Below are 26417 nucleotides of genomic sequence, written 5' to 3'. Positions count from 1 at the left end.
GAGTCCAAAAAGAGCATACCCCGCCTTATACCTGAATCACTTTTTTGGATTTACTATTTTTCATGCAATTTATATCTTCCAGAGTAAACAATGTTCACCTCAATATTTACGTTGCGCAGAGAATCTTGGTTTAAAACGAGTTGCTTTTTTCCTGTGGCAATGTGTTTCCATTGATGTGGATGATGGCGATATAATGATTCACCCAAGTTGTAAATATCTATACCCTTATTAAACGCGGTTTGATACGTATTACGGATTTGCTTCTCTATTGTTTTTCGAGCAATTTGTGTGAGTTTCTGTTCTGTAAGGTCAGTGTGTAATTCATTGATTCCGGCTTTCACACTCACAGATATATCGAAAAACACTTTGTCCAATTTAACAATTGGGGTCACTTCATACTTGGGTTTTTCGGCGACAAGAACAGCAGCAAGCTTTTCTTCGGCAAACAGATCAAGAGGAACTCGGATGGTGTGAGTACTTAGCCAAGGCAATCCAGACAAATCCTTGAGATCCATTCGTCCATAATAATTGTCCTGATCATATATATGTATACCTGAATATGTAAGCAACTCTTTGGGTTTATTACTTTCCTGCCACTGACCTTTGCGAATCGATAATTCAGGTATATAACTGGTCCTAGACTTTTCATTTGAATCTAATACAAATTGTTGCAGGCGGATCGGAGTAAGGATGGATCGCTGTCTGTAATTTTGTTCGGGATTGTGAAGAATCGATGCTTTTGGCGATAATCTAAAAAACGGTGTTGCCAGAAGGATTTCTTCAATAGGCTCTCTTGTACTGAAAAGCCAAGATATGTACCTTATTTCACGATAACGGTTGATTAATTCCAGCACTTCCCCTACTTTGTTTTCTTTTATCATTCTCTCGCTAAACAAGATAGCAGAGATTTGCCCAAAGTTTAGGCGCTGTTGTGATGTACTATACAAATCATTTGCGGCTTCAGTAAATGAGGCACCCTGACCTTTGCCCACCCAAACCGGGGGCTGTTCCGCTTTTTGCTGTCCCTCCAGCTTTGCCACTGTCGAGAAATCTAGTAATTGCACAAAAATTGTGTATTTGTCATTGATATAGTCAATACCAACCGCAGTTGCATAGTTCATGTTTTGCACTTCATATCTGCTCCAACATCCGGTAAGGTTGAGGAGAAGGAGAAATATAACAATACTTTTATATCCCCGCATTTTTACCTATCCTCTTGATTTGTAGAATCTTGAGTATTTAACATATCTGGGCGAGTTTTTTTCCATTGCCAAGGTAATCTAAGTAATGCATTGGCTAAGTCTTTATATGGAGGTGAAATCGGAGCCAAGTAAGGCAAACCGCATGAACGCAAAGAAGCTAAATGGCTGATCAAAATAAATAATCCAAGGAAGAACCCGTAGATCCCAAGGATGGAGGACAGCACGAAAAGGAAGAAGCGTAAAATGCTAATCGTTCCAGCCAATGACTGGTTTGATAAAGTTGAACCAAACACATGGGTAAGGGCTCCGATGACAACGATACCAGGGGATAGAAATCCAGCACGAATGGCCGCATCCCCCAGAATAAGTCCGCCTACAACGGTTACGGTGCTGCCGACTGCAGAAGGCAATCGGATACCAGCTTCTCGTAGGATTTCTAAGAAGACAAGTCCAATAAACATTTCCGCTACTACATCAAACGGAATTCCCAATCGGTTAACGCCTACTATCGCAAGTAGATAATAGGGTAGTTGATCTTGATGATAGGCAAGAATGCCAACCCAAAATCCAGGAAGTAGCAGTGAAACGGACAAACCTAATAAACGAAGAAATTGACCAAAAGTTGCCGATAGTGCAGTATGGTGGATATCTTCTGGGGTTTTCACGATTAGGAACAAATTGGCAGGTGCGATTAAAGCAGCCGGCGTACCATCCACAATCAACGCCACACGACCACTTAGCATACAGTTAACGGTAAAGTCTGGTCTTCCTGTATACCCCATTAAAGGAAACAACGTTTTGGTCGGTTCCATTAATTCTTCTAGCTGAGTGGCACTGAAAGCCCCGTCAATTTGAAGTTCATCTAATTTATTCCTTATAGTTTGAACAATCTTTGGTTCAACAATGTCACGCATGTATAGAATCGCAATGGTTGTTTTAGTGCGAACGCCTACTTTTTTCGTTTCATAAACCATGCTGGTTGATTTGATACGTTTCCGAATTAATGCCACATTGACTCCCAATTCTTCTACAAATCCATCTTTTGGTCCCCTTACCGAAACCTCAATGCTCGATTCTTCCGGATTTCGTGACGGTTTTTTTGAGATATCGAGGGAGAACAAGGTTTCTAGGATCGGAATAAACAACAGTAGTTTACCTTCAAAGATATCCGTTTCGGCCGTTTGCTCCCACTCTTCAAGATTGACTATATCTAATTTTAATTGACTCGACTCGGCAATTTCCTTATGATGTTGAAATCCATAGTTTTCGTAAAATCGGGTCAAATGAGGGAGCGCTGTCTCATGAATGAACGTTTGGTTGTCACTTAAGCCCTCACAATAAATCAATAGGATTCTCGAATGTTCATCATTAGGTTGTAATTTGTAAACATGATGCTTTACATCATGACTCATGTTAAAGTGTTGGATCAATGATTGCTCATTAAGAGGCTGCACGACTGTTGCCTCTGGATTAGTTGATGAACTTTTGCCTTTTGCTATCTTATTTCTTAATATTTTCATCATCCGCTGTTTCCCCTTTTACTCTGTATAGAGATTATGATTCGAACTACATACAAGATCAAGGTCCCGATGGTAAAAATGCAGAATGAAGGTAAATAAAATCGGCCCAACAGGTCTAGAAAAGCCATGTCACTAATCGGCAACAAAATAGCAAAAAGCATGGTGATTGTGCCTAGTAACATGGGAAGCCATCTACGCTTTTGCAAATTCCATAATTCTCCCAAAAGATAGATTGAGAGACACACACGAATGAATGTACCTGATAGCCATTGGTAAATCGAAAAAAAATCCACATGCTCCACATATTCTCCCATCCTAACTATTCTCCATTGAGCGTAAGGGGGGTATCGCTGGTTAGCTGCTTCATCAGGGCCAAATATCGTAATCGAGCCTATCAATGGTCCTAATGTAAGTCCTGTAAGGATGAGGCACAGCAGCATCAAGCTTCTGAATCCTGGTTTCTTTGTTAACTTGTGCTGAAGAAGCAACATCAATAAAAACAACTCCAACAATCCTCCGGCAACGTAAGGAACACCTTTCCATAATGGAGCAGCACCGTCTTCCAACAAAGGAAAAAGCAAGGTATAATCTTTAAACTGAAAATTTACAAACGACACAAGAAAACCAAAAACAACCACAAAAGGCAACAAAATCCCACTCACAATCGCAATCGTTCGGAGCCCTTGACAAGTGACAAAGAAGCAAGCAACAAGTGTCGTTCCCGCGAGAAAAAGCATTGGAGTTTGAGGCAAGTATGCTGCGATAGTCCATGTTAGAGTATCTTTTAAGGAAATAAAGCCAATGACCCATACAAACAAACTATAGATAATAACTAAAAGTGCAGATACAAACTTTCCAAAGTGCTGCTCTAGCCACTTCTTAAAGTGTTGATTCTTCATGTTTTGTATTATGTAGTTCAAACAACCGATCAATATAGGTGAAGCGACAAAAACAAGAAGCACTACAAGCCAAGAATCTCGCCCTGATGCTCCTAGCAGTAACGGGATAATAATAACGTGGTTCATCAATCCAACTGAAAGAATAATCATCATGTATGACTGAATAGGAGATATCTTAGGCAAAAATTCACCTCATTTCCAACAAATGGGAACGGATTATCATGAGTTATAGTTCCCTCAACAATTTTGTTCTATTCATTATGGAAACTGTTGATATCGTTTTAATGGAAGACAATCTTCAAAAGACCTCCACATATAATTAATTTAAGATGAATTAAGCTAATGGGGGTAGGATGAGGATAATAAATATAAAAAGAATGCTATAGTTTTCATCTTACTTATAAACTGAAAGCATTGAAAACTAAATCATTCTTATTATATAAACAATGACACCAATGTAGGCTTTTTTCATACTTTATTTTGGGGGTGGAAAAATGCCAAGAGTAAATTACCGAAGTTCAGATGTTGCCTTAATGGCAAGGATGATGAGAGCAGAAGCCGAAGGAGAAGGAAAACAGGGAATGTTATATGTTGGCAATGTAATTGTGAATCGAGTTGTAGCAGATTGTTTGGACTTTAAAAGTTTAAGAACAGTTAACCAAGTTATTTTTCACGTACAAGGTGGAAATTTTTCCTTTGAAGCAGTTCAAAAAGGGAATGTCTTTTATCAAAGAGCAAGAACCTCTGAAAGAAGATTAGCAAAACAAAATTTGGATTATTGGAGAGACCACCCAGCGAAATATGCTCTTTGGTATTTTAATCCTCATGCTCCATGCCCTCCAACATGGTATGGTCAACCTCATTCTGGTCAATTTAAAGAACATTGTTTTTATGAACCAAAACCTGGAACATGTGATAGTGTTTATCGCGGTTGAGCTTACTCTTAAAGTAAGCTTTTTTACATATTTAGAATTATAAATTGTCTCTGTATTGATAAAGCATTGCTGCAAAGGTAACAACGGTATAAATCAATGATAAACATTGCCATAGGAAGGCATGAATACCATATGATCCTCACTCCAAATATCGAACTAGAGATTTTCACCGATGGATTATTTGCTGCCAGCCTCACTCTAATTTAAAGGTGAGGATTTTTCTCCTTTTTCTATTTTAAATAACAAATTAGATTGTGAATTATTACTCTTTTTAAATACGGGTGCTTTAGTAAAGAATGAAGGGCCTTGCAAATAATTTCAAAAAATGGTATTCTGAATAAGAATTATTTTTGTTCGGTGTAAAGGATAGTATTAGTAGAAACTTTTCGTCTTGATGATCACTGAGAGCAAGGATAGTAATACATTGTGTGTGCTAAGCACACTAGGAGGCAACAAACATGGAAAAAGGTAAAGTAAAATGGTTTAATGGCGAAAAAGGCTTCGGATTCATCGAGCGCGAAGGTGGAGAAGATGTATTCGTTCATTTCTCAGCTATCCAAGGCGAAGGGTACAAAACATTAGAAGAAGGTCAAGAAGTGACTTTTGATGTTGAGCAAGGCCAACGTGGAGCACAAGCTGCTAACGTTCGTAAAGCTTAATAACGAATGACAATTATGGACAGGCTCTTTTTTTAGAGCCTGTCTTTTATTTTTATTAAAACAAAAAAACCCCACTCACTATTTGTGAGTAGGGAACATGAAAACAGTAGTTCAAATGGTAAACACATTCTAACATATAATTTGCAGGATTCCTAATTTTCTTCAGCCTATTGGATAAAAATAACCAAATAGATAACTCAAAGTAGGATAATGGGGTGAATGTATGAGTAAAGCCAAGGGGAAAAGCGGAACAGGCAGAGGGACAGACAAGAAAGGCTGGAATCGTTGGCAAGCTAGTGCAAACAAAGCAAAGAGTGCCAAACCTTATAAAAGTAAAGGTACAAAAAATACGGAAAATGCCAAGACCACAAAAAATAGTTAAAGTAGTATATCTCAAAATATAGTGGTCCAAATACAATTACAAGTATTACGTAATGTAGCCTAAGTTTAAATAAGCTTGGGCTATTTTTAAGTTTCAATGATGGAAAATAAAGAAAAAGCATGAACTATTACAATGTTCATGCTTTTTCTTTTGTTAATTACAATGCTTTTTTACATTTTGTGATTCAAAAAGGAACGTCTTAGGATAAAAGACCATCACTTTTTTTATGTATTAAGAATAATTTATTTACCAGCTACGGCATCCTTTAATTGCTTTCCAGGCTTAAATGCAGGAACTTTTCCAGCTGCAATCTCAATTTCTTCTCCGGTTTGAGGATTACGCCCTGTACGCGCAGCACGTTCACGAACTTCGAAGTTACCGAAACCAATTAATTGAACTTTATCACCGTTTTTCAATGCTTCCGAAATGGCACTAAACACAGCGTCCACTGCTTTTGCAGAATCCTTTTGTGTTAATTCGGATTTTTTCGCAACTTCCTGAACTAAGTCTGTTTTATTCACTCTAAACACTCCTTTGAATACGATGCAATCCCTATGGGATCTATCTTATTTGTATCATATCGTACACCAGTTCGCAAGAAAAACATTAATCACCGGATAGGATGAAATCAATGCGAATACGGTGGAAATGGTTATGCATTTTTTACTTTACATATTAGTTGTAAACTCACGTTGTGAAAAAGGTAACGGAACCTGCCCCATATGCTATTTTTGGCTTAAGAGGAAGAAGAAAAAACAATAACCCCCATAAATTTTAGGCTTTTACGAACTTATATAAATAGTCTCAGTAATTTAACATCTAACTGAAGATTTGTTGAGGTTGATCAACATGGTGTGGAGTGAATAGGAGAGTTAGTATGAAGGAATTTGTGGTTTGTTATACCTTAGAGGATGATATTAAACGAGAAAGAATATTGAAAGAGGCTAATGTTAGTAAGGAACAAGTAATACTAGAAATATTAAATAGGATTGAACAACGCAAATACTTTCTTGCGAAAGGTGATCAAGGGGAATATTGGATTAACCGTTCTTCAGTCCGTTATATCGGAGTTTATGAAAACGATGAACTGAATTTTAAACCTATTAGTCTATAAATATAGAATAAGTTTTTTATCGTAAATTAATTTTGATTGATCACACATGGGAGAGAAGATGAATGTCAGAAGAAACGTATCAATCTCGTGAGGAACGAAAACAAGCTGAAAAAACAAGTCAAAATAAACAAAAAAGTATTGGGAGACTAAAAAAAGGATCATTGTTAAAAAAACTGCTCATTGTCTGTTTGGTTCTAGGTCTTGTTTCGACAGGGGCAGGTGCCATTACGTTCGCTTCAATGGTGAAGGGTGCTCCCGAACTCGATGCTTCTAAACTAGTCGATCCGCTTTCGACAAAGTTCTATGATAAAGACGACAATTTCATCTACGAATATGGGAAGGAAAAGCGGACAAAAATTGCGTATGAGCAATTACCAAAAGTGTTGGAACATGCTTTTATTGCAACGGAAGACTCTCGCTTTTATGAGCATAATGGGATTGACTTTAAAAGGACAGCAAAAGCCATATTCCTGAACGTGACCGGAGAGTTTGGATCACAAGGCGGAAGTACGATTACACAGCAGGTGATTAAAAACTCATTTTTGACTCCAGAGAAAACATTGAAGCGTAAAGTGCAGGAATGGGAGCTTGCCTATCAATTGGAACAAAAGTATTCCAAGCAAGAAATCCTCATGATGTATTTGAATAAAATCTACTTGGGGAACCAATCGTATGGAGTGGCGGCAGCAGCAAAGAACTACTACGGACTAGAAGCAAATGAGTTGAATAAATTGACCCTGGCCCAGGCGGCCATGATTGCAGGATTGCCACAAAGTCCAAATAATTATGATCCTACTAAACCCCAGAATCAAGAATCGGCAACTAACCGACGTAATGTGGTGTTAAGTTTAATGCACAGGCACGGTTATATTACCGAGAAACAGATGGATGAAGCTTCAAAACTTCCGGTGACAGAGGGGCTTATACCAAAAAGTAAGCAACAAGGCATGCCTTATGAAGCATTCTTGGACGCGGTTGTAAAAGAAATTAAACGAAAGCTGAAGGATGTAGACGTCAGCACGGATGGATTATCAATATATACGACCTTGGATCCTAAAGCACAGGATTATGCTGAAAAAGTGATGACTACTACTGAAATCATTGCCTATCCAGATGCAAATTTTCAGGGAGCCTTTGTTTTTTTGGATACTAAAACAGGTGATGTAAGGGCGATTGGAAGCGGGAGAAACGACTATCAAGCAGATTTTATGGGACATAACTTGGCGGTTGATCTCAAGAGACAGCCAGGCTCTTCCTTCAAGCCGATTTTTGATTATGGGCCTGCGATTGAAAATTTAAAATGGTCTACTGCCCATTTAATCAATGACCAGAAGACGACCTATTCAACAGGTGAGCCGATTTCAAACTGGGATCATCAGTATCACGGAACGCTCACAATCCGCTCGGCCTTGCAAAATTCCTATAATATCCCAGCTCTTCTTACACTCCGGGAGGTTAGACTTGATAAGGCAAAGAATTTTGCCGAACAGCTTGGTATTACGTTTAATAAGAACGAGGTATTTGAGTCTTATTCAATCGGAAGCAATACCGTTAGTCCATTAGCCATGGCAGGGGCCTATAGTGCATTCGGAAACGGCGGAATATACAATAAACCGCATTTTGTTCAAAAGGTAGTTTTGGCAGATGGTACAACGGTCAATTTTACAGAAAAGCCAAAACGTGTTATGCAGGATTACACTGCGTATATGATCACCGATATGTTACGCACGGTGGTAGATGCCGGGACAGGGAAAACAGCCAATATTCCTGAATTGGATCTGGCAGGAAAAACCGGAACCACCAATTTTGATGCATCTACCCGGGCAAAATATGGCTACCCTAATAACGCAACGAATGATAGCTGGTTCGCCGGCTATACACCACAATACACAATGGCTGTCTGGACTGGATACGCAAAGAATGGCTCAGGAAACTATTTGACAGGGAATACCACGAGAATTGCCCAGTTGATTTTTAAAGCAATGATGCAGTCATTTGGTACAGATTCATCGAATTTCCAGCAGCCAACCAGTGTTTACAGCGTGAACAATGAACTTTATATAAAAGGAATTGATTCTGCAGAAGTTCCACCAAAGAAAGAAAATGTAATAAATCAACCTAGTATTGGTGGAAAAAAACAGGAAGAGAAAATGAATAAAGGGGCAGGAAAATTTAAAAAAGAGGAACAGAAACATAATAAAGAGCTTGGGAAACGTAAAAAGGAAGAAGAGAAACGTCGAAAAAAGGAAGAGAAAAAAAAGCATTAGCAAAGTTAATGACGTAACAGGGGCGATGTTCCAGAAGGAATAGCGCTCCTTTTTTGTTGAACTTTATTGAACGGGCAGTTCAATAAGCTTAAAATTAAGTTTTTCTTAAGAATTACGATAGGTCTTTCTTAACCTTCTTTCTTTATAGTTAATAGAAACAAAGATTAAGGGTGGGGGCCATGAACAGAGAAAAAAAGATTTATCTTCTTTTAACAGACATAGGAACAGTTTTAAATAAGATGATTAAGACCTATACGAAAAAACCCTACAATCATGCTTCCATCGCCTTCGATGCTGACTTAGCGGAGGTTTATAGTTTTGGGAGAAAAACAGCGAATAATCCTTTCATTGGGGGATTTGTTCAGGAGGATATGCAGTCCGTGCTATTTAGGCAAGCTGGTTGTGCGATTTATTCTTTAACCATAACAAATGATGAATTTCAAAAGATGCATGATTTTATCCAAGCAATCGACTCCAAAAAGGAAGAGTATCGCTACAATTTTATTGGATTATTTGGTGTGCTCTTGAAAAAGCCGATAAATAGAAAGAATGCGTTCTTCTGTTCTCAGTTCGTGGCCTCGGTACTGAAGGAAAGTAAAATCATTGACCTTAAAGAAAAAGATCTTCCCTTGGTCAAGCCTTGTGACTTAACGTATTGGGCGAACTTCCAATTAGTTTTTGAAGGTAGATTAAGAGATTATCAAAGTAGACAGGGTACCGCGGGGACGGTCATGAAAGGAGTGCTCATGACGCTTTTACCAAAATTTCCACCTCAAACACGTCATGAAAGGAGTGCTCATAACGCGTTTGCCTAAATTTTTAACCCGAACATGTCATGAAAGGAGTGCTCATGACGCTTTCACCAAAATTTCCACCTCAAACACGTCATGAAAGGAGTGCTCATGACGCGTTTGCCTAAATTTTTAACCGGAACATGTCATGAAAGGAGTGCTCATGACGCGTTTGCCTAAATTTTTAACCGGAACATGTCATGAAAGGAGTGCTCATGACGCGTTTGCCTAAATTTTTAACCGGAACATGTCATGAAAGGAGTGCTCATGACGCGTTTGCCTAAATTTTTAACCGGAACATGTCATGAAAGGAGTGCTCATGACGCGTTTGCCTTAATTTTTAACCCGAACATGTCATGAAAGGAGTGCTCATGACGCGTTTGCCTAAATTTTTAACCGGAACATGTCATGAAAGGAGTGCTCATGACGCGTTTGCCTTAATTTTTAACCCGAACACGTCATGAAAGGAGTGCTCATGACGCGTTTGCCTAAATTTTTAAACCGAACATGTCATGAAAAGAGTCCTCACACGATTACGTATTTAAAAAGGGCCACCGCATTGGGTTCATCATTAAGCAACTCTTAGGAAAATGTTTTATTTCTTATAATTTAGAGAGAGCTTGTTGAGTTGACCAAGTAGCACTGCTGAATGCCTGGAAATTTGTAATAGCTGCCTGAAAATCCCGCTCACTTATGGTGGCGGTGGCATCATATACAACGGCTGTTTGGAATCCATTCTCGATTAAGTCTCTCATATGAGATTCTACACAAATGTTTGATAAGACACCCGCCAAGATCACCGAGTCTTTCCTATGCTGACGTAATTGATAAACAAGATCATTTGTCTGCGGACTGGCAATCTTATGTGCGGTCGCAATGACAGTTTGGTTAGCCAGAATGTATGGCTTAAGTGAAGGAACCCAGTCAGCTCCTACAGAGGTGTAGTCATTTTGTTTTTGATATAGTCGGAGCTTTAATAGCATTTCTTGTTCAGCACCAGTAAATTGCCAACTATAATCATGGGGATATAGATAATGTGGGGATACAAAAAGTTGATATCCTTTACTCATCGCTGTCCCTATTAGCATTTCAAGGTTACCAAGTGTGTTGTATTGCTCAATATTTTTTTTTGTTAAGTGGTATCCTTTGCCTCCGGGGGACAGAAAGTCATTCTGTGGGTCGGTAATAACAATCGCAGTATGAGCGGGATTAGGTATAAACATTTTACTTCCTCCAATTCACATAAATAAGTTTCCTGTCATTCTTTCAACTTATGTTCACTTGAGAATATATATGGATGGGTGCTTGGAGAAATTCTATTTATATTTGAGCTTTGGGATTAAAGTTGGAATAGTCTCTGTTTTAGCAAAGGTAAAGTTTGTGAAGAATTATACCTACAGGTGGAAGCAACAGTGGGACTTTGGGGGAGCAGTTTCCTGGTCAATATCAAAGGCTTAAACGCGGCCACTGCAGCACAATTCCTGTCATATGGGCTGGTGGAAGGACGAAGAAGAACCCTTCAAGGCTCAAGCAGATAACCTTCTCCAAAACATAAATAGAGACCGAGTTACCTTTTTAATGGGCGACTTTAATAACGACGCGTTCGTTGAAGGGGAAGGCTATGACTATTTACTGGGTAAAGGCTTCCTTGACACCTATCAGCTTGCAGAAACTAAAGATGAAGGCGTGACGGTAAAAGGAGAAATTGGGGGATGGGAAGGCAATTTTTTTAAAAAAAGAATCGACTTAATTCTCACCACTCACCGGGTTCCAGTGATTTACTCGACAGTCATATTTAATGGTAAAAATAAATCCGTCGTTTCCGATCATTATGGGGTAGAGATAAAAGTAAATTTGATTTGAAATTAGAAACTCGTCCATACTGGGGCGAGTTTTGTTATTTGCCGGATAGATTTTGGATTTCGTAGCCCTTTTAATTAAGATGTCTTGTCCTTAATTGAGTGACCTACAAAAGTAATAGGCGGAGAGTTTCCGGTTAAATGCAAAATAGAGCTTATTTTTGGAAAAATAAGGGGCGAGTTTCCGGTTATATAAAGAAAAATCCCTCTTTTTCACATTTTTCGAGTCAATAAGCGGAATTCATCCGCCTATTTATGCCTATTTTGATAAAAAATTGTAATTAAGCGGAATTCCTCCGTCTATTTCTTACGATTAGTCAAGTGTATTTCAGTTAATCATTTGTGTTTTTTTATTTAGATGTATTTGGGAGGGGTACCCCTCCCAAATACATCTAAATTTTTCCATGACTAAAAGACCTCACGATATTCTTTTTTTCGAAAGGTCAGTGTGCTATAGTGAATATAAACTTGGCTACGATTTCTGAGCTGGTAGTGCGGACTCATAATCGTAAAGTATGCCGTGTGTCAGTAACTGAAACGTCACTTTCAGAAACTTATTGATACACGCCACAATCGCGACCTTATGAGGCTTTCTCTGAGGTTGCGTTTTTAATTTGTAATAATAGTCTACTAAATGATTAGGCTTACCTTTGGCCATAATCATCGTACAAATCATAAAGAATAAAATCTTCCGTAGCTTCTTATTTCCTCGTTTATTAATACGATCACGGTATTGTGTATTGCCAGATTGATAGCGCATAATATCGATGCCAACGTAAGCGTTCAGTTGTTTCGCGTTTTTAAATCGGCGAATATCACCTAGTTCGCCAATAAGTCTGCACGCTGTTGTATCACCAATCCCTGGAAAAGAGCGTAATACGGTATATTCCTTTCTTCCTTCAGACATCATAACCATTTGTTTCACAAGCTGGTCTTTCTTTTCCATTAAATCCGCAATACGTTGGGCATAATCGCGTACTTGATTACATCGAATATCCGTTGATTCAATGGCAGGATATGAATTTTTCGCAGCCTCTAATAACACGATGGCTATTTTCTCTGCACGTTCTAGTGAAAGTTTTTTTCGTGTATTGCTTTTTAAACGATTTTTAATAATTGTCTTTGAATGAGCTAATAATAGTGTTGGATGTGGATACAATTGCACAAAATTTAAAAATAGGGCTGAACTCGGTGTAATAAGTCGTTCCAACTCTGGAAATGAAATATGTAAAATGGCATGCATACGATTGCGTAAAAGGATAAATTCCTCTTCAATCTCGTCATAATAACGAGTAATCGCCCGCATCTGTTCATAATAATCATTCTGCACATACGTCGTTTCACGTTCCAATTTGAAGTGGGTTTTCGCTAACTCATGGGCATCGCTAACATCAGTTTTGTGTCGACGCATTGAAGCCATTTGTAGGTTCGCTTCAAGCGGGTTCATGCGACAGTATGTATGTCCGTGATCCTGTAGAAACTTTTCAACTGATTTTGAATAGACACCCGTCGCCTCAAATACGATTTCGGGGGCTTGTCCATCAAGAGCTGTTATTTCCTTAATACGAAGGTGTAGCTGCTCAAAATCAATGCGTGTATGATACAATTCCCCTTCAAATTCACATTGTCTATAACCATCATAAATGGCAATGGTACTTTTCCCTTTACTTACATCAAGAGCGATGACATGTTTCATATAAATATTCTCCTTTTATAACCAATCATAGAAGTCTTCACAGTGCCTTATCGATTCCATTTTCTTATACACGGTCTCTAGGACCCAACATACTAAACTGATTCAAACAAGGGTGTGAAGTTGGTCTGTTTAAGATACGGACTCTTACATGGTCCCATAGACGGATCGACCTTCCTTCACTTCTACTATAAAAAAATAGTAGCACAAACCATGGCCTTGGTTTGTGCTACTAATGTTAGTATGTTTAGCTCGGGTGCTCAACCTGATCCCCCCAACGGAGTATTAGCAAATTTCTGATACAAAATTTTTATTTTACACCAAACAAAAATATCTTGTCAATGGAAAATTTGTATTATTTTCTAACAAATGGTATGATTAGAATACTTATTGTTTTCCAGTCGTATTCCAACTACCACAGTAGTATTTGCACTTAGAAGAGGGGTACGTTTTTACGTTTAAGGTGTGAGCTTTGAAGGGAGTTGGGGATAAAATCCATTAACAGAGATTTTATTCTACAAGGAGGTCCAAAAGATGAATCTAATCAATAAGAAAGTGACACACATGCGTTTTGGCACGGGTAGTATCGTTAATCAGAATGATTCTGTTATAGAAATACATTTCGAAACAGAAAATAAAAAGTTTGTTTTCCCTGATGCATTTGGAAAGCACCTAAAACTGCATGAACAAAGTGCAGCTCATTCTCTTGAAAAAATCATACATGAAAAGGAAATGGAACGAGAGCAGGAAGAACGGAAGAAGGATGAGGCGATACAACGGTATCGTAAAAATCTGGAACTTCGCTTGGAACATGAAAAATTGATGAAAAATCATAAACTTCATCCCGAATCACAAATGGCTTTTTGGTGTGACTCAGAAGAACAGATTCGTGCTTTTACAGAGTGGAAGGTTTTTTCAGGTGTCATAAAAACTGGGAATAACAAAGGGAAGCCAAACAAACCCATTCGCCTGCACCAAAATAGCGTTTGTTTATTAACAGCAAGAGATTCCGACATGCCCGAAAAAGACAGACGGATCTTAGGTGTCTATATGATGAAAGAAAATTTTATTGGTAAGCTTTGTGAAAATGGAATGATTCCTGCTCATTCAGAATACAGACTCCAACTTACGAAACAGGAATCGGATCAAATGCTTTTCTGGAATTATTATGCGAATGAAAAGTCCCCTGACAGCATGACATGGAATTCAGGTAAATACCGTTATTTTGATAATGTATGGATGGCTCAAATACTGTTTGATATGGTTTCTTTGAAAAATGATCCAAAGGAACGAGAGCTGGCACAACAATTTTTTGAACACTTTTGTAAAATGAATGCGATTAGTGATCATGAGCTGCCAAAACCGAATGGCGTACTAATGCGTGTTTAGGTGTTGGCGTACCGCCGGGTAATGACGAGCTAATTCTAATGCGCTACTGTAGACTAGTTAAGTAAGGGGCAGACCCACGTTATGCAGCGTGGAATGCCCCTTTTCTATTCTATAAAAGATTAATTCTCCACCTACTCAGGTGGATGTTATTTTCCGTTCCCCGGACCAACCCGTCGTGTCATGGTCGAAGTTTTACTAGAATCTGTTTCAGAAGTAGCGGTAAAGCTCACGTTAGTCGGAACGGGTCTTACATTGTCGTTGCTATTCTTAGGGATTTTTACATAAACAGGCACGCTGACAGTCTGACCTGCAGGCACCTCGATTACTTCATGCTGCAGCCTTACGTCCCAGCCGGCATCAGTTCCAGCATTCAAGCGGACTAAATCTGTCCCTGTTCCTGTATTGGTCACATTAAAGTTGTAAACTGCAACCTTGCCTGGTGCCGCGAATTCCGATGCCCCATTAGTAACCGTCACACCGCGGGTAAAGGCACCTGCACCATCCAAATGACGGACAGCCACTCGATAGGAGAGGGCGCCAACAGCATCATACTTTTTATCCAAAATATAGAAGTGGAGGCGGTTCGGTTCATCTACATATTCGCTGACAACCCCTTCGCCAGTCCCGGCCTTAAACAGCGCATCGGCAAGCTGCTGATAGTCTCCTTTAGAAAGCATCGCTGTCGAACCGTCTGGGCGCTTGAAATCGACTTGATTAATATCTTCTTTGTTCGCGTCAACGACCCAAATGTTCGGGGAAGACTCGGCATTTCTCGTTTTAGCCATTAATACGCCAGAATCCGGAACAAAGGAGTCATAGCCCACCCGGTCCACGACTTCCAGGGTGTAGTTATTATACCACTTAGCTCCGCGCTGCATATCAGCACGCCAGTCGTCATTCAAAGAGTTAGGCGGCGTGTTATCGACCATGGAAATATTGATACCGTGCAGTCCTTCTCTGCCAAATTGCGCACCGGTTGGCACCTCGCGGGCAAGAATATCCGCAAAGACCGGACCAGAACCAGCTAGTGCATCACGATCCAAACTTAAGTATTGATCAGGTGTCAAGAAGCCCTGCTTAATTTTATTCCGCAGCATGTGGTGGGATGGAGCAGATGCACCCAAAGTGGACGGAACCATCCAACGGGTGTGCGGGCCACCCGGACCATTAAAGCTGCCTCGGCTCATTAATTCCCATGGACCCGAATAGGTCCGGGAAACCGGAATAGCATATGGATTGTTGTAGTTGTCAAGGAGACTCATAATATGGCCAAATTCATGCGCGAATGTGCCCATTCCGTCATTTTCCCCTTGTATCGAGGTGCCGCCGCCGGCACTTGACCAGATACTTTTCGCTGCATACCAAGAGGTCCAAGGGACATAACGGGTCACAGCAGAATTCGGCATTCCCGGAACATTTTGTCCGTTAACAATAGGTCCAAATGGGCTCGAAACAGAATCCGGGCCTTGGAACATCATCTCACCAAGCTCCTGCCATACCCCCGATTCATCATAACCAGCATGAACAATAAAATTGAAATCAAATTTTTCGCCGGATGCAGCAATGTCCGCTTGGGCCTTTGCCACGGCTTCAGACCGCAAGTTTCTGCGGGTAGATCCCTCAGGCATATTCACCTGCTGCCCGAATTCATTCAAACCGTATTCATATTCCTTACCCTCCATTTTGTAAGGACCAAATGCTTTAAGCTCAATTTTCCATTTACCGAAAGAGTTTTCCTGCCAGTACTCATTAACGGTGCGGTAGTTGTTCAGTGCTGATGGTTTATTGAGGAAATCCTCCCACCATGTTCCCAGTTGGTCACGGGGAACATTTCCGGTGCCGATTGGGTTTCCGGCGATTTCGGAACCCGGCGCCCCACTCAAAATAAATTCCCTGTCCTGGAAATCAACGATAATCAGAGTACCCTTGATGACTCTTTCTGGAGTAATCGTGGCAGAATGCCAATCAATCCCGGGAACGGGTCTGTAATCACTCCATGACATATCCCTAGGCAGTACCCATGACTGGGAATCAACCGGTTCAGGAAAATCTGACAAACCTGGCTGCTCGGCGTAAACAGATGAAACTCCCATAGTTAAGGATGCTACTAGAAAAATTAATGACCTTTTTAACCTCTTCAATCTATCAACCTCCCAAAATTTGCTAGATTTATCATATCATCAGGAAGAGTGATAAAGAATATTGAATATTCATAATCTTAAAAATGGTAGAAAAATACTAGTATTTTTTTCCAAAAGGTGAAATGACTAGGATTTTAGATATGGAAGAAGTTGGGTAATCCTGCACTACTGAAAAAACGACCAACCACCTACAATTAGTTTTAATAGGAGAGGAGGAGTGAAATGAGAAAGAAAAAGTTTCTTGGTGTAACCACCACAGTATTAACGACAGTTGCTTTAACTCTATCATCGATGAACTATACATATGCAGAAACAACAACGAAAAAAGAGATTGCACCATCCAATCTCAAAGTCTTACAATCAGAGCCGAAGTATTCCTACAAGGATGCGATTCGTGAAACCGTCTTTGTTCAGTCGAGCCTGGACACCGATGAAAATGGGGTGCCCGATAAAATTGCGGTCGACATCATCCGTCCAAAGGAATCAGAGGGGGATGTGAAGGTTCCAGTCATCATGGATGCGAGCCCGTATTACGAGAATTTGGGCAGGGGAAATGAAAGCGAAGTAAAGGACAAGGATAAAGACGGAATTAACGAGAAGTTCCCACTTTATTATGACAACTACTTTGTGCCAAGGGGATATGCCGTCGTCCTGCCGGAGATGGTAGGGACCAATCAATCAGACGGCTGCCCGACAACAGGCGGATATGAAGAAATTGAGAGTGCTAGAGTTGTCATTGACTGGCTCAACGGCAGGGCAACAGCTGTTGATAAAAATAATCAGGAAGTCAAAGCAGATTGGACGACTGGTAATGTCGGCATGATCGGGAAATCGTACGATGGCACACTGGCAAACGGCGTGGCGGCCACTGGAGTCGAAGGGTTAAAAACGATCGTGCCAATCGGCGCCATCAGCAATTGGTATAACTACTACCGCTATGCAGGATTGACTTACTATAACAACGGGCCTGGCGGGCTCGCAAGCAGGGTGGCCAACAGTCAACGCATCGCGGAATGCCAACATGTCTTCGACCGTCTCAATCAAGAAGCAGACGATGCCACAGGTGACTACAATGAATTTTGGGATGAGCGAAATTATGTGAAAGATGTTAAAAAGGTAAAAGCAAGTGTATTTGCCATCCATGGTTTAAACGACTTAAACGTGAAGATGAACCATTTTAACGAATGGTGGGAAGCGTTAAACAAGGAAAACGTTCCACGCAAGCTTTGGCTGGCCCAAACAGGTCACGTCGATCCATTTGATTTCCGGAGAGCAGAGTGGGTGGATACACTGCACCGCTGGTTTGATTACTGGTTAATGGGTATCGATAACGGCATCATGGACGAACCGGCAGTGGATATTGAACGGGGAGCGGATGTGTGGGAGACACAGGCTGCATGGCCGACACCAGAGGCGAAGAATTTCAAAATCCGCCTTGCCCCGGGGGAAAACGAAAGTTCACCTGGAGTATTGACGACAGGTCCTGTGACAGGAAACTTCACGCAAACCTTCACTGACAATCCAAGTCAAACGGAAGTCCAAATGGTAACAGATGAAATGACAGTCCGAAGCGACCGGCTCGTGTTCCTGTCAGAGGCGTTAACGGATGACGTCCGGATGAGCGGGATGCCGGAAATATCGCTCAGGGCAAACGTAGATAAAGAGAATAGCAATTTAACCGTGATGATCGTGGATTACGGAATGGATACAAGAGTCAATTACCGTGCAAGCGGCGAGGGAATCAGAACGCTGCAAACCGAAACCTGCTGGGGTGAAAGCAGTGAAACCGATGATGCCTGCTATCGGGACACGGTGAAGAATACGTATACAGCATCATACGAAATGGTCACGCGCGGCTGGTTTGATCCGCAAAACTGGAAGTCAATCGAGAAAACAGATCCACTTAGCCCGGGAAGAAGCTATAAATTCGAATGGGGTGCCTTGCCGCACGACTACGTATTTAAAAAGGGCCACCGCATCGGGGTCATCATCGCTGGAAGCTCACGTCAACGCACGATTCCATCCACAACCGGGGCCACATTCGAAATCAACCTCGGCCAAAGCTTTATCAACCTGCCGATTGTCGGTGGGAAAAAGGGCGTAAATTTTTAAAAAAATGCATAGTGAAACAGGCCGCCGATTCTAGCAATTGGCGGCCTGTTTTGGTTCTTAAGCTAAATATTAAATATTATATTTTTTGATTTTTGAATAAAAGGCCTTTCGACTAATCCCAAGTTTGCTGATAGCCTCTGACCGATTTTTACTGCCTTCAATTGCTTTTCTTAATAAATTTTCTTCTATATTCTCAATGATCTCATTTAAGGTTAATTCACCGTTTAGATTTATTGTTTCGGGGTTGTGTATGTATGTACTCTGATAGCTGAATTTAGAGGTATCTGGGACTGAATTGAAAATTTGATGAATATCATGAAATTCTATGTGAGTTTTAGTGTTGGTTGTAATCATTCTTTCTAAAACATTCATTAATTCTCGAACATTACCTGGCCAATTATATTCTTTAAAAGCTTGAAAAATATCATCAGACAGGGTAATCGTTTTACTATATTTTGTTGTTAGGTCCCCTAGAATGTTTTGTACTAAATGAAAAATATCTTCTTTTCTGTCCCGAAGAGGCGGGATATAAATGGGCACTACATTTAATCGGTAGTATAAATCTTCTCTAAACCTTCCATGAGTAATTTCCTCCTGAAGATTTCGGTTTGTAGCCGCAATTAAGCGAACATCTAATGGATAGGATTTTGTTCCTCCTACTTTTTGAAAAGTTCGTTCTTGAAGGACACGTAATAATTTTGCCTGCATCGAAAGAGGGAATTCTCCAATTTCGTCTAAAAATAAGGTCCCTCCGTTAGCGATTTCGAATATGCCTCTTTTCCCGCCTTTACGCGCGCCGGTGAAAGAACCATCCTCATATCCAAACAATTCGCTTTCAAAAAGTGCTTCAGGAATGGAAGCCATATTTATTGGGACAAATGGCTTGTCTCTTCGACTGCTTGAACTATGGATGGCCCTTGCGAAAACTTCCTTTCCAACACCGGTTTCACCATGAATCATGACCGTTACATCTGAATCTGATATTCTTTTGGCTATTTCAACCGCCTTTTTCATTTTTGGAGAGTAACTTTCCAATAAAGCGAACTTTGTATTATTAAGTTCTTGCTTCAACTTTTTAATGTTGTTTTTATATTCATTTAATCTATTTTGCAGTGTGTTTACTTCACTAATATTTTTCAAAATGCTGTATGCTCCTACTACAATACCGTTATCGTAAATAGGACAAATATTTGCTAATACATGGGTTTTTAAAGATTCAACATAACTATAATCATTAATCATAGGTTTACCCGTTTTTACACACTCCAAAAATCTTGCATTTGGTTCAATGATTTCGATTTTTCTTCCAATGATCTTATTAAAAGCCACAGAGAAATGCTGTGTATAAGATTTATTGACATAAATTACAGTACTGTCTTTTTGAATGATAATAATGGGTTCCGGATAATTATCAAAAATATCAACTAAATAACTTCTCCAGTCCAAACTTTCCCCCCCTAAAACAACCTTTGACATAATTATAGTAATTTTCAATAATTTTGTAAATATTATGAAAATAATGTATCCAAAGGAGATAACTTTGTTTCTTTTCGAAACAAAGTTGTTTCCTTTGGTAACAAAAAAATATGGTTTTTCAGGAAAATAGCATTGATAGATACATAGAATATTCTGGCACAGAACTTGCATTATAGTAAATCGAAAGCAATTTTACGAAGGGTGGAATTTGAAAATATGTCTGCTTCAATACAAAAACCATGGCTAAAAATGTATGAAAAAGGCTTTCCACATGAACTGCCATTGCCAACGTTAACACCCATAGATCAATTTCGGGAAACTGTCAAAAGGTCACCTGATTTCCCAGCAGTCCATTACTTTGATACAACTATCACTTTTGATGAGATTAATCAGTATAGTAATGGACTGGCCGCAGGACTGCAAGAATTAGGAGTTGGAACAGGGGACAGGGTAGCCCTTTTCATGCAGAATATCCCGCAATTTTGGATAGCAAATCTAGCTGCATGGAAAATAGGGGCAATCATTGTTCCATTAAATATTATGTTTAAAGAGAAAGAACTCATCTACCATTTAAATGATTCCGGCGCAACGGTATTAATCTCAATGGAAACATCTTTTGTTGAGGTAGCAAAAGAAGCTCTCCAGTATACATCTGTAAAACATGTCATTACAACTTCAGAATTGGATTTACTCGATCAAATGGTAAGGCCGGAAGTGCTCAATGCTTCAACAAAATTGACTGGATTGGATACCATTGACTTTCTAGAATTATGTAAGCGCTATCGTGAGGCGGCAGATCCGAAAGTAAAGGTTGACTTAGACGGAGTCGCAATGCTTGTTTACACATCAGGAACAACTGGTGACCCAAAAGGGGCCATGATCACATTTGGGAACATTTCATTCAATGCAGAAACGTATAGAAGATGGATGCAAATTGACGAACAGGACGTGATCGTCGCAGGTGCTCCGTTATTTCATATTACAGGTCTCATTGCACACTTGGCGCTTGCTGCAGTAAGTGGTATACCAATAATCTTGACCTATCGTTTTGATGCTGGTGAATTATTGAGGCTAATTGAAAAATGGAAAGGCTCTTTTTCAGTTATGGCGATTACAGCCTATATGGCGTTACTTAACCACAAAGATTTGAAAGAAAGAAATATAAAATCTCTACAAAAGGTTTATAGCGGAGGCGCTCCAATACCACAGTCAATTGTAAAGCAATTTAAAGAAAAAACTGGAGCCTATATTCATGGGGTATATGGACTTACAGAAACTACATCTCCTACTCATGCTGTCCCTTATGGAAGCAACGCTGAGGTAAATGAGGAATTTAGTGTTCTTTCTGTAGGGGTACCCGTACCCAATTGTGTTAGCAAAGTGGTAGATTCCATGACGGGTGAGGAATTACTGCCAGGCGAAGTTGGGGAAATTGTCGTGAAAGGGCCGATGGTTGTATCCGGCTATTGGAATAAGCCAGAAGCTACAGCTAAAGCAATTAAAGATGGATGGTTTTATACAGGTGATGTTGGCCTTATGGACTACAATGGATGGTTCTACGTCATTGACCGGACGAAGGACATGATCATTGCGTCTGGTTATAAGGTTTGGCCGCGGGAGGTTGAAGATGTGATCTACCAGCACCCTGCCGTTAGAGAAGCAGCTGTTATCGGTGTAGAAGACTTATATCGCGGGGAGACCGTAAAAGCATATGTATCTCTAGTTGAGGGAAAAGAAGCCACACCTGAAGAGATTATTAGTTTTTGTAAACAGAGATTAGCAGCGTACAAATACCCTAGAAAAGTAGAAATAATCGATGAAGTTCCGAAAACGGCAACCGGAAAATTTTTAAGAAGGGTTTTAAGAGACAGGCTGCAGGCTGAAATTGAAAAGTAAAAGGAGGGAAAATGGTGCTAAAAGAGTTGTCGAGTCATGCACAGCAACTTCAGATACAACTTCTTGAATTTATGGAGGAGCATATTTACCCAAACGAGGCGGTCTTTGAGGAAGAGTTGAATCGTCAGGAAAGCCGGTGGGTAATCCCTTCATTGGTTGAGGAATTAAAGGCTAAAGCAAAAGCTCAAGGTCTATGGAATTTGTTTATCCCGGATGAAGAATATGGTAAAGGATTATCAAACTATGAATATGCGCATCTTTGTGAAATTATGGGCCGTTCCCTAATTGCACCGGAAATTTTTAATTGTAATGCTCCTGATACAGGTAATATGGAAGTCCTAATGAAGTACGGAACCAATGAACAAAAGAAGCACTGGCTCGAGCCGCTTTTAGAAGGAAAGATTCGTTCTGTTTTCTCGATGACTGAACCGGATGTTGCATCCTCAGATGCAACCAATATCCAAGGCAGTATTATTCGTGAAGGTGATGAATATGTCATTAATGCAAGAAAATGGTGGTCAACAGGCGCATTAGATCCTCGTTGTAAAATCGCCATTGTCATGGGGAAAACGAATCCTTCTGCAGAGACATACAGGCAGCAGTCAATGATTCTCGTTCCATTTGATGCACCTGGTGTTGAAGTAGTAAGGCATTTGCCGGTATTTGGCTATGATCATGCACCAAACGGACATGCTGAAGTTCACTACAATAACGTCCGCGTACCAGTTTCCAATATTTTATTGGGTGAAGGCAGGGGGTTCGAAATTGCTCAAGGACGTTTGGGACCTGGGCGAATTCACCATTGTATGCGTGCTATTGGTGCAGCAGAACGGGCTCTAGAATTTATGATCAAGCGTGCGAAAAGCCGTGAAGCGTTTAAATCAAGACTGATAGATAAAGAGACAATTAGAGAAGAAATTGCTGAAAGCCGGATTGATATTGAGCAAGCAAGACTTCTAACACTACATGCTGCTAATAAAATAGATCAAGAGGGGGCAAAAGCGGCAAGAAAAGAAATTGCCATGATTAAAGTTGCCGTACCTCGATTGTCCATTCGCGTTATTGATCGTGCCATCGAGGTATTTGGCGGCGCTGGAGTTTCTGATGATTTTCCTCTCGCAGCACACTACGCTAACGCAAGAACGCTTAGGATTGTTGATGGTCCAGACAAAGTCCATTTAAGAGATATAGCCAGATTGGAAATTAAACAACAACTGTAGGAGGTAGGCCCTGGCATTTAAAGAAATGCGAGTTCCTACCTATTACGGGAAGTAAAGGGAGTATTTTTGGCCAATGAAAACTGTCGAACAAACCTTAGAGCATGAGCAGATAAATTGGAGACAACTAGAAAAGCATATACGTGAAAGGATACCGGGTATTCCCAATGAGACAATGGAAATTAGAAAATTTTCCGAAGGTTATTCTAATCATACTTATTTACTGACAATAGGGGATTGGGAATCTGTTTTAAGGAGGCCGCCATTTGGGGAGATCCCAGCGAAAGCCCATGATATTAAACGCGAATATACGATTCTATCGAGACTGCATAACACCTATCCCCTTGCCCCAAAACCTTATTTTTATAGCGAAGATCCTGCGATAATGAGTAAACATTTTTACCTAATGGAAAAAAAGCAAGGGATTGTGATTAATAAGATCATACCTGAATCTTTGGGACCTTCGGACTTGGTTGGGCCGGCGATATCAAAAAGTATTATTAAGAGTTTGGTAGAGCTGCAACAGGTAGATTACAAGAAAGCGATGTTAGAGGATATAGGGAAACCTGAAGGATTTTTAGAAAGACAGGTTTCAAGCTGGATCAAACGCTACAGCATGTCCAAGACCGATGAATTTAGCGGTGTTAGGGAGCTGGAGGAATGGTTTACAAAGAGTGTGCCGACAACGAGTGATACGACAATTGTCCATAACGACTTTAAACTTAACAATCTTGTCCTAGATTCTGATGACCCAGGTGTAGTAAAAGGGGTCCTTGACTGGGAAATGGCTACCATTGGCGACCCGATGACGGATATTGGTGCGGTCCTCGCGTATTGGAGTGAAGCAAGCGATCCTGATATAGGTATTTCGGTGGTGACAAACCAACAAGGCTTTTTTTCAAGACGAGAAATGGCTGAACGTTATGCATGGATAAGCGGCCGTGACATGACCCATATCAACTATTATGTGGCATTCGGCCTTTATAAGCTAGCGATCATCCTGCAACAGCTCTATTTTCGGTGGAAAAAAGGAGCTGTCGACGACGAAAGATTCTCAAACCTGCAAACCCCAATTGCAAATTTATTTGACTTGGCCAATTTAACCAGGATGAATAAAATTTTATAACTTTCATGTAACCATAATGACTGCAAAACGATCATGAATAGAACATAAGCAAGATTAATGGAGGAGGTGAATCTATTTAGGAAGAGGAGGTCTTAGGAGCTTAGATTTATTTCTAAAAAAAAATCAAACAAACCAAGGAGGAAAATAAAATGAATAAAAATGTAAATACCGTATTAGGACGCGTTGCAGCAGATGATCTGGGAAAAACATTAATGCACGAACATTTCTTTTTTGGTTATCCTGGATTCACTGGAAACACAAAGTATCCGGTAGATAGGGAAGCTGTAATAAAATCAAGCGTTGAGATAGCCGATAAGATTAAAGCCCACGGTGTAAAAACAGTTGTGGATGCTACACCTAACGATTGTGGCAGGGACCCTGAACTTTTGAAAGAAATAGCTGAACAAACTGGATTAAATATTATTTGCTCAACCGGGTTCTATTATGAAGGCGAAGGAGCTCCAGCCTATTTTAAATTTAAGCAAGCTTTAGGCAGTGCCGAAGCCGAGCTTTATGAAATGTATATGACGGAAATCCTAGAAGGAATCGGTAACACGGGGATTAAAGCTGGAGTAATCAAGCTAGGATCAGGAAAAAATGCAATCACAGATTATGAAAGAATGTTCTTCAAGGTAGCGGCAAAGGTTCAGAGGGAAACTGGAATTCCGATCATTACCCATACACAGGAAGGTACGATGGGCCCAGATCAGGCAGAATTACTGATCTCTGAAGGAGCAGACCCTAAAAAAATACTTATTGGCCATATGTGCGGGAATACAGATGTCAAATATCATATAAGGACTCTAGAACAGGGAGTTTTCGTTGGTTTTGACCGGATTGGAATTCAGGGATTTGTTGGCGCTCCGATGGATAAGGAACGTGTCACTTTACTATTAGGCTTAATCGCCGCAGGTTATGGTGACCAACTGATGATGTCCCATGATAAGGTTCATACTTGGTTGGGTAAGGCACCAGATTGGCCTGAGGAATTGCAGAAGTTAATAGCCAATTGGCATATGGATCATATCTTTGAAAATATTATTCCGCAGCTAAAAGAAGGCGGAGTATCAGATGAACAAATCGATACCATTTTAGTGAAAAATCCTAACAGAATCTTTGGCGGTAGCGAAGCTAAAAAATATGAAACCGTCGGTCAATCATCCTTGGCCCGCTAACAGCAAAAATTGATTTTCATAATAATCAAAGTGCTAGGCTTGTGCCTGGCACTTTCTTTTAACCAACGTAAGTAAATAAACGGAGAATTTCCGGTTAAATGCAGAATAGAGCTCGTTTTTGGGAAAATAAGGGTAGGTTTTCCGGTTATGCAAAATAAAATCCCTAATTTTCATGTTTTTCGAGTCAATAGGCGGAATTTCTACGTCTATTTAAGTCTTTTTTTAATAAAATTTCTAATTAGGCGGAATTTTTCCGTCTATTTATCAGCTCAGGTGCTCAGGGCAAGTGTAAATAGGGAGAATAGTAATAAATCATAGCGACTAACACTGATGTATTTTCTTGGTGGTAATCGTCTTAATTGATAATACTCCATTTAACAAATCATAATATTACAATTTCCTGAAATTCAAAAAAAATATTTCAACGATGCTTCTACATTGCTATACTATTAATAGGTTTTTCAATTATCTGCAATTACCTCCATAATTCTACATTTTTTTGCATTGTTATTCACTTCTAGTCTTCATTCATGTTATGCATTTTCTCTAAGTGTTCTTCTCTTC

The 26417-nt window shown here is 40.0% G+C and carries 21 protein-coding genes; 13 read left to right on the top strand and 8 right to left on the bottom strand.

Features of this window, described 5'->3' with window-relative positions; translation table 11 throughout:
- Nucleotides 1-53: 53 nt before the first annotated feature.
- Genes ACZ43M_RS15945 through ACZ43M_RS15935 form a run of 3 tightly spaced genes read right to left on the bottom strand, consistent with a single transcriptional unit; the run spans nt 54 to nt 3804 of the window.
- Complete coding sequence (locus ACZ43M_RS15945; RefSeq protein ID WP_464503532.1) at nt 54-1202, bottom strand: Ger(x)C family spore germination protein; 1149 nt, start codon at nt 1200-1202, stop codon at nt 54-56.
- Nucleotides 1203-1204: 2 nt separating this feature from the next.
- On the bottom strand, nt 1205-2725 hold the full coding sequence (locus tag ACZ43M_RS15940) for a spore germination protein (RefSeq protein WP_464503531.1): 1521 nt from the start codon (nt 2723-2725) through the stop codon (nt 1205-1207).
- Entirely contained in the window at nt 2722-3804 is a 1083-nt protein-coding gene (locus ACZ43M_RS15935) for a GerAB/ArcD/ProY family transporter (protein ID WP_464503530.1), read from the bottom strand. Before ACZ43M_RS15935 ends, ACZ43M_RS15940 begins: the two co-directional genes overlap by 4 nt.
- A 311-nt stretch (nt 3805-4115) precedes the next feature.
- Here ACZ43M_RS15935 and ACZ43M_RS15930 point away from each other — a divergent pair, with 311 nt between their 5' ends.
- The 3 genes from ACZ43M_RS15930 to ACZ43M_RS15920 all read left to right on the top strand — a co-directional run bounded on the left by ACZ43M_RS15930 (nt 4116) and on the right by ACZ43M_RS15920 (nt 5597).
- On the top strand, nt 4116-4556 hold the full coding sequence (locus ACZ43M_RS15930) for a cell wall hydrolase (RefSeq protein ID WP_464503529.1): 441 nt from the start codon (nt 4116-4118) through the stop codon (nt 4554-4556).
- A 458-nt stretch (nt 4557-5014) separates the two neighbouring features.
- Nucleotides 5015-5215, top strand: a complete 201-nt coding sequence (locus ACZ43M_RS15925) for a cold-shock protein (protein ID WP_027322326.1) — start codon at nt 5015-5017, stop codon at nt 5213-5215.
- A gap of 223 nt (nt 5216-5438) precedes the next feature.
- The gene (locus ACZ43M_RS15920) at nt 5439-5597 is read left to right on the top strand and encodes a DUF3934 domain-containing protein (RefSeq protein WP_464503528.1); all 159 of its coding nucleotides are present in this window, start codon (nt 5439-5441) and stop codon (nt 5595-5597) included.
- A gap of 242 nt (nt 5598-5839) precedes the next feature.
- Here ACZ43M_RS15920 and ACZ43M_RS15915 read toward each other — a convergent pair whose 3' ends face one another.
- On the bottom strand, nt 5840-6118 hold the full coding sequence (locus ACZ43M_RS15915; protein ID WP_464503527.1) for an HU family DNA-binding protein: 279 nt from the start codon (nt 6116-6118) through the stop codon (nt 5840-5842).
- 356 nt (nt 6119-6474) lie between these two features.
- On the opposite strand from ACZ43M_RS15915, the gene ACZ43M_RS15910 reads away from it, so the two are divergent.
- From ACZ43M_RS15910 to ACZ43M_RS15900, 3 genes are all read left to right on the top strand, one after another.
- Complete coding sequence (locus ACZ43M_RS15910) at nt 6475-6711, top strand: hypothetical protein (RefSeq protein ID WP_464503526.1); 237 nt, start codon at nt 6475-6477, stop codon at nt 6709-6711.
- Between the two features lie 62 nt (nt 6712-6773).
- Nucleotides 6774-8978 (top strand): transglycosylase domain-containing protein, encoded by a 2205-nt coding sequence (locus tag ACZ43M_RS15905; protein ID WP_464503525.1) that lies wholly within the window; start codon nt 6774-6776, stop codon nt 8976-8978.
- A 179-nt stretch (nt 8979-9157) separates the two neighbouring features.
- Nucleotides 9158-9793, top strand: coding sequence for a hypothetical protein (locus ACZ43M_RS15900; protein ID WP_464503524.1), 636 nt, complete (start codon nt 9158-9160; stop codon nt 9791-9793).
- A gap of 578 nt (nt 9794-10371) precedes the next feature.
- Here ACZ43M_RS15900 and ACZ43M_RS15895 read toward each other — a convergent pair.
- On the bottom strand, nt 10372-10992 hold the full coding sequence (locus ACZ43M_RS15895) for a cysteine hydrolase family protein (RefSeq protein ID WP_464503523.1): 621 nt from the start codon (nt 10990-10992) through the stop codon (nt 10372-10374).
- A gap of 265 nt (nt 10993-11257) precedes the next feature.
- Between ACZ43M_RS15895 and ACZ43M_RS15890 the strand changes: the two genes are divergently transcribed.
- On the top strand, nt 11258-11632 hold the full coding sequence (locus ACZ43M_RS15890) for an exonuclease/endonuclease/phosphatase family protein (protein WP_464503522.1): 375 nt from the start codon (nt 11258-11260) through the stop codon (nt 11630-11632).
- A gap of 468 nt (nt 11633-12100) precedes the next feature.
- On the opposite strand, the gene ACZ43M_RS15885 is transcribed toward ACZ43M_RS15890, so the two are convergent.
- Nucleotides 12101-13324 (bottom strand): IS110 family RNA-guided transposase, encoded by a 1224-nt coding sequence (locus ACZ43M_RS15885; protein ID WP_464503521.1) that lies wholly within the window; start codon nt 13322-13324, stop codon nt 12101-12103.
- Nucleotides 13325-13855: 531 nt separating this feature from the next.
- On the opposite strand from ACZ43M_RS15885, the gene ACZ43M_RS15880 reads away from it, so the two are divergent.
- A complete protein-coding gene (locus ACZ43M_RS15880) occupies nt 13856-14710 on the top strand; it encodes a malate synthase (protein WP_464503520.1) in 855 nt (284 codons plus the stop codon).
- 146 nt (nt 14711-14856) lie between these two features.
- Here the strand turns inward: ACZ43M_RS15880 and ACZ43M_RS15875 are convergent, their stop codons facing one another.
- Entirely contained in the window at nt 14857-16851 is a 1995-nt protein-coding gene (locus tag ACZ43M_RS15875; RefSeq protein ID WP_464503519.1) for a M6 family metalloprotease domain-containing protein, read from the bottom strand.
- Between the two features lie 222 nt (nt 16852-17073).
- Between ACZ43M_RS15875 and ACZ43M_RS15870 the strand changes: the two genes are divergently transcribed.
- Nucleotides 17074-18963: a Xaa-Pro dipeptidyl-peptidase gene (locus ACZ43M_RS15870; RefSeq protein WP_464503518.1), complete on the top strand. Its 1890-nt coding sequence runs from the start codon at nt 17074-17076 to the stop codon at nt 18961-18963.
- Nucleotides 18964-19032: 69 nt separating this feature from the next.
- Here the strand turns inward: ACZ43M_RS15870 and ACZ43M_RS15865 are convergent, their stop codons facing one another.
- Entirely contained in the window at nt 19033-20409 is a 1377-nt protein-coding gene (locus tag ACZ43M_RS15865; protein WP_464503517.1) for a sigma-54 interaction domain-containing protein, read from the bottom strand.
- A gap of 246 nt (nt 20410-20655) precedes the next feature.
- On the opposite strand from ACZ43M_RS15865, the gene ACZ43M_RS15860 reads away from it, so the two are divergent.
- From ACZ43M_RS15860 to ACZ43M_RS15845, 4 genes are all read left to right on the top strand, one after another.
- A complete protein-coding gene (locus ACZ43M_RS15860) occupies nt 20656-22335 on the top strand; it encodes an AMP-binding protein (RefSeq protein ID WP_464503516.1) in 1680 nt (559 codons plus the stop codon).
- An 11-nt stretch (nt 22336-22346) separates the two neighbouring features.
- Complete coding sequence (locus ACZ43M_RS15855; protein ID WP_464503515.1) at nt 22347-23555, top strand: acyl-CoA dehydrogenase family protein; 1209 nt, start codon at nt 22347-22349, stop codon at nt 23553-23555.
- Nucleotides 23556-23628: 73 nt separating this feature from the next.
- A complete protein-coding gene (locus ACZ43M_RS15850) occupies nt 23629-24678 on the top strand; it encodes a phosphotransferase family protein (protein ID WP_464503514.1) in 1050 nt (349 codons plus the stop codon).
- A 149-nt stretch (nt 24679-24827) separates the two neighbouring features.
- On the top strand, nt 24828-25853 hold the full coding sequence (locus ACZ43M_RS15845; RefSeq protein ID WP_464503513.1) for a phosphotriesterase family protein: 1026 nt from the start codon (nt 24828-24830) through the stop codon (nt 25851-25853).
- Nucleotides 25854-26417: the final 564 nt, after the last annotated feature.

Source organism: Neobacillus sp. B24, from assembly GCF_055381825.1.
Note: the sequence above shows the minus strand (reverse complement) of the source record. Positions and strands in the feature narration are given on the sequence as shown.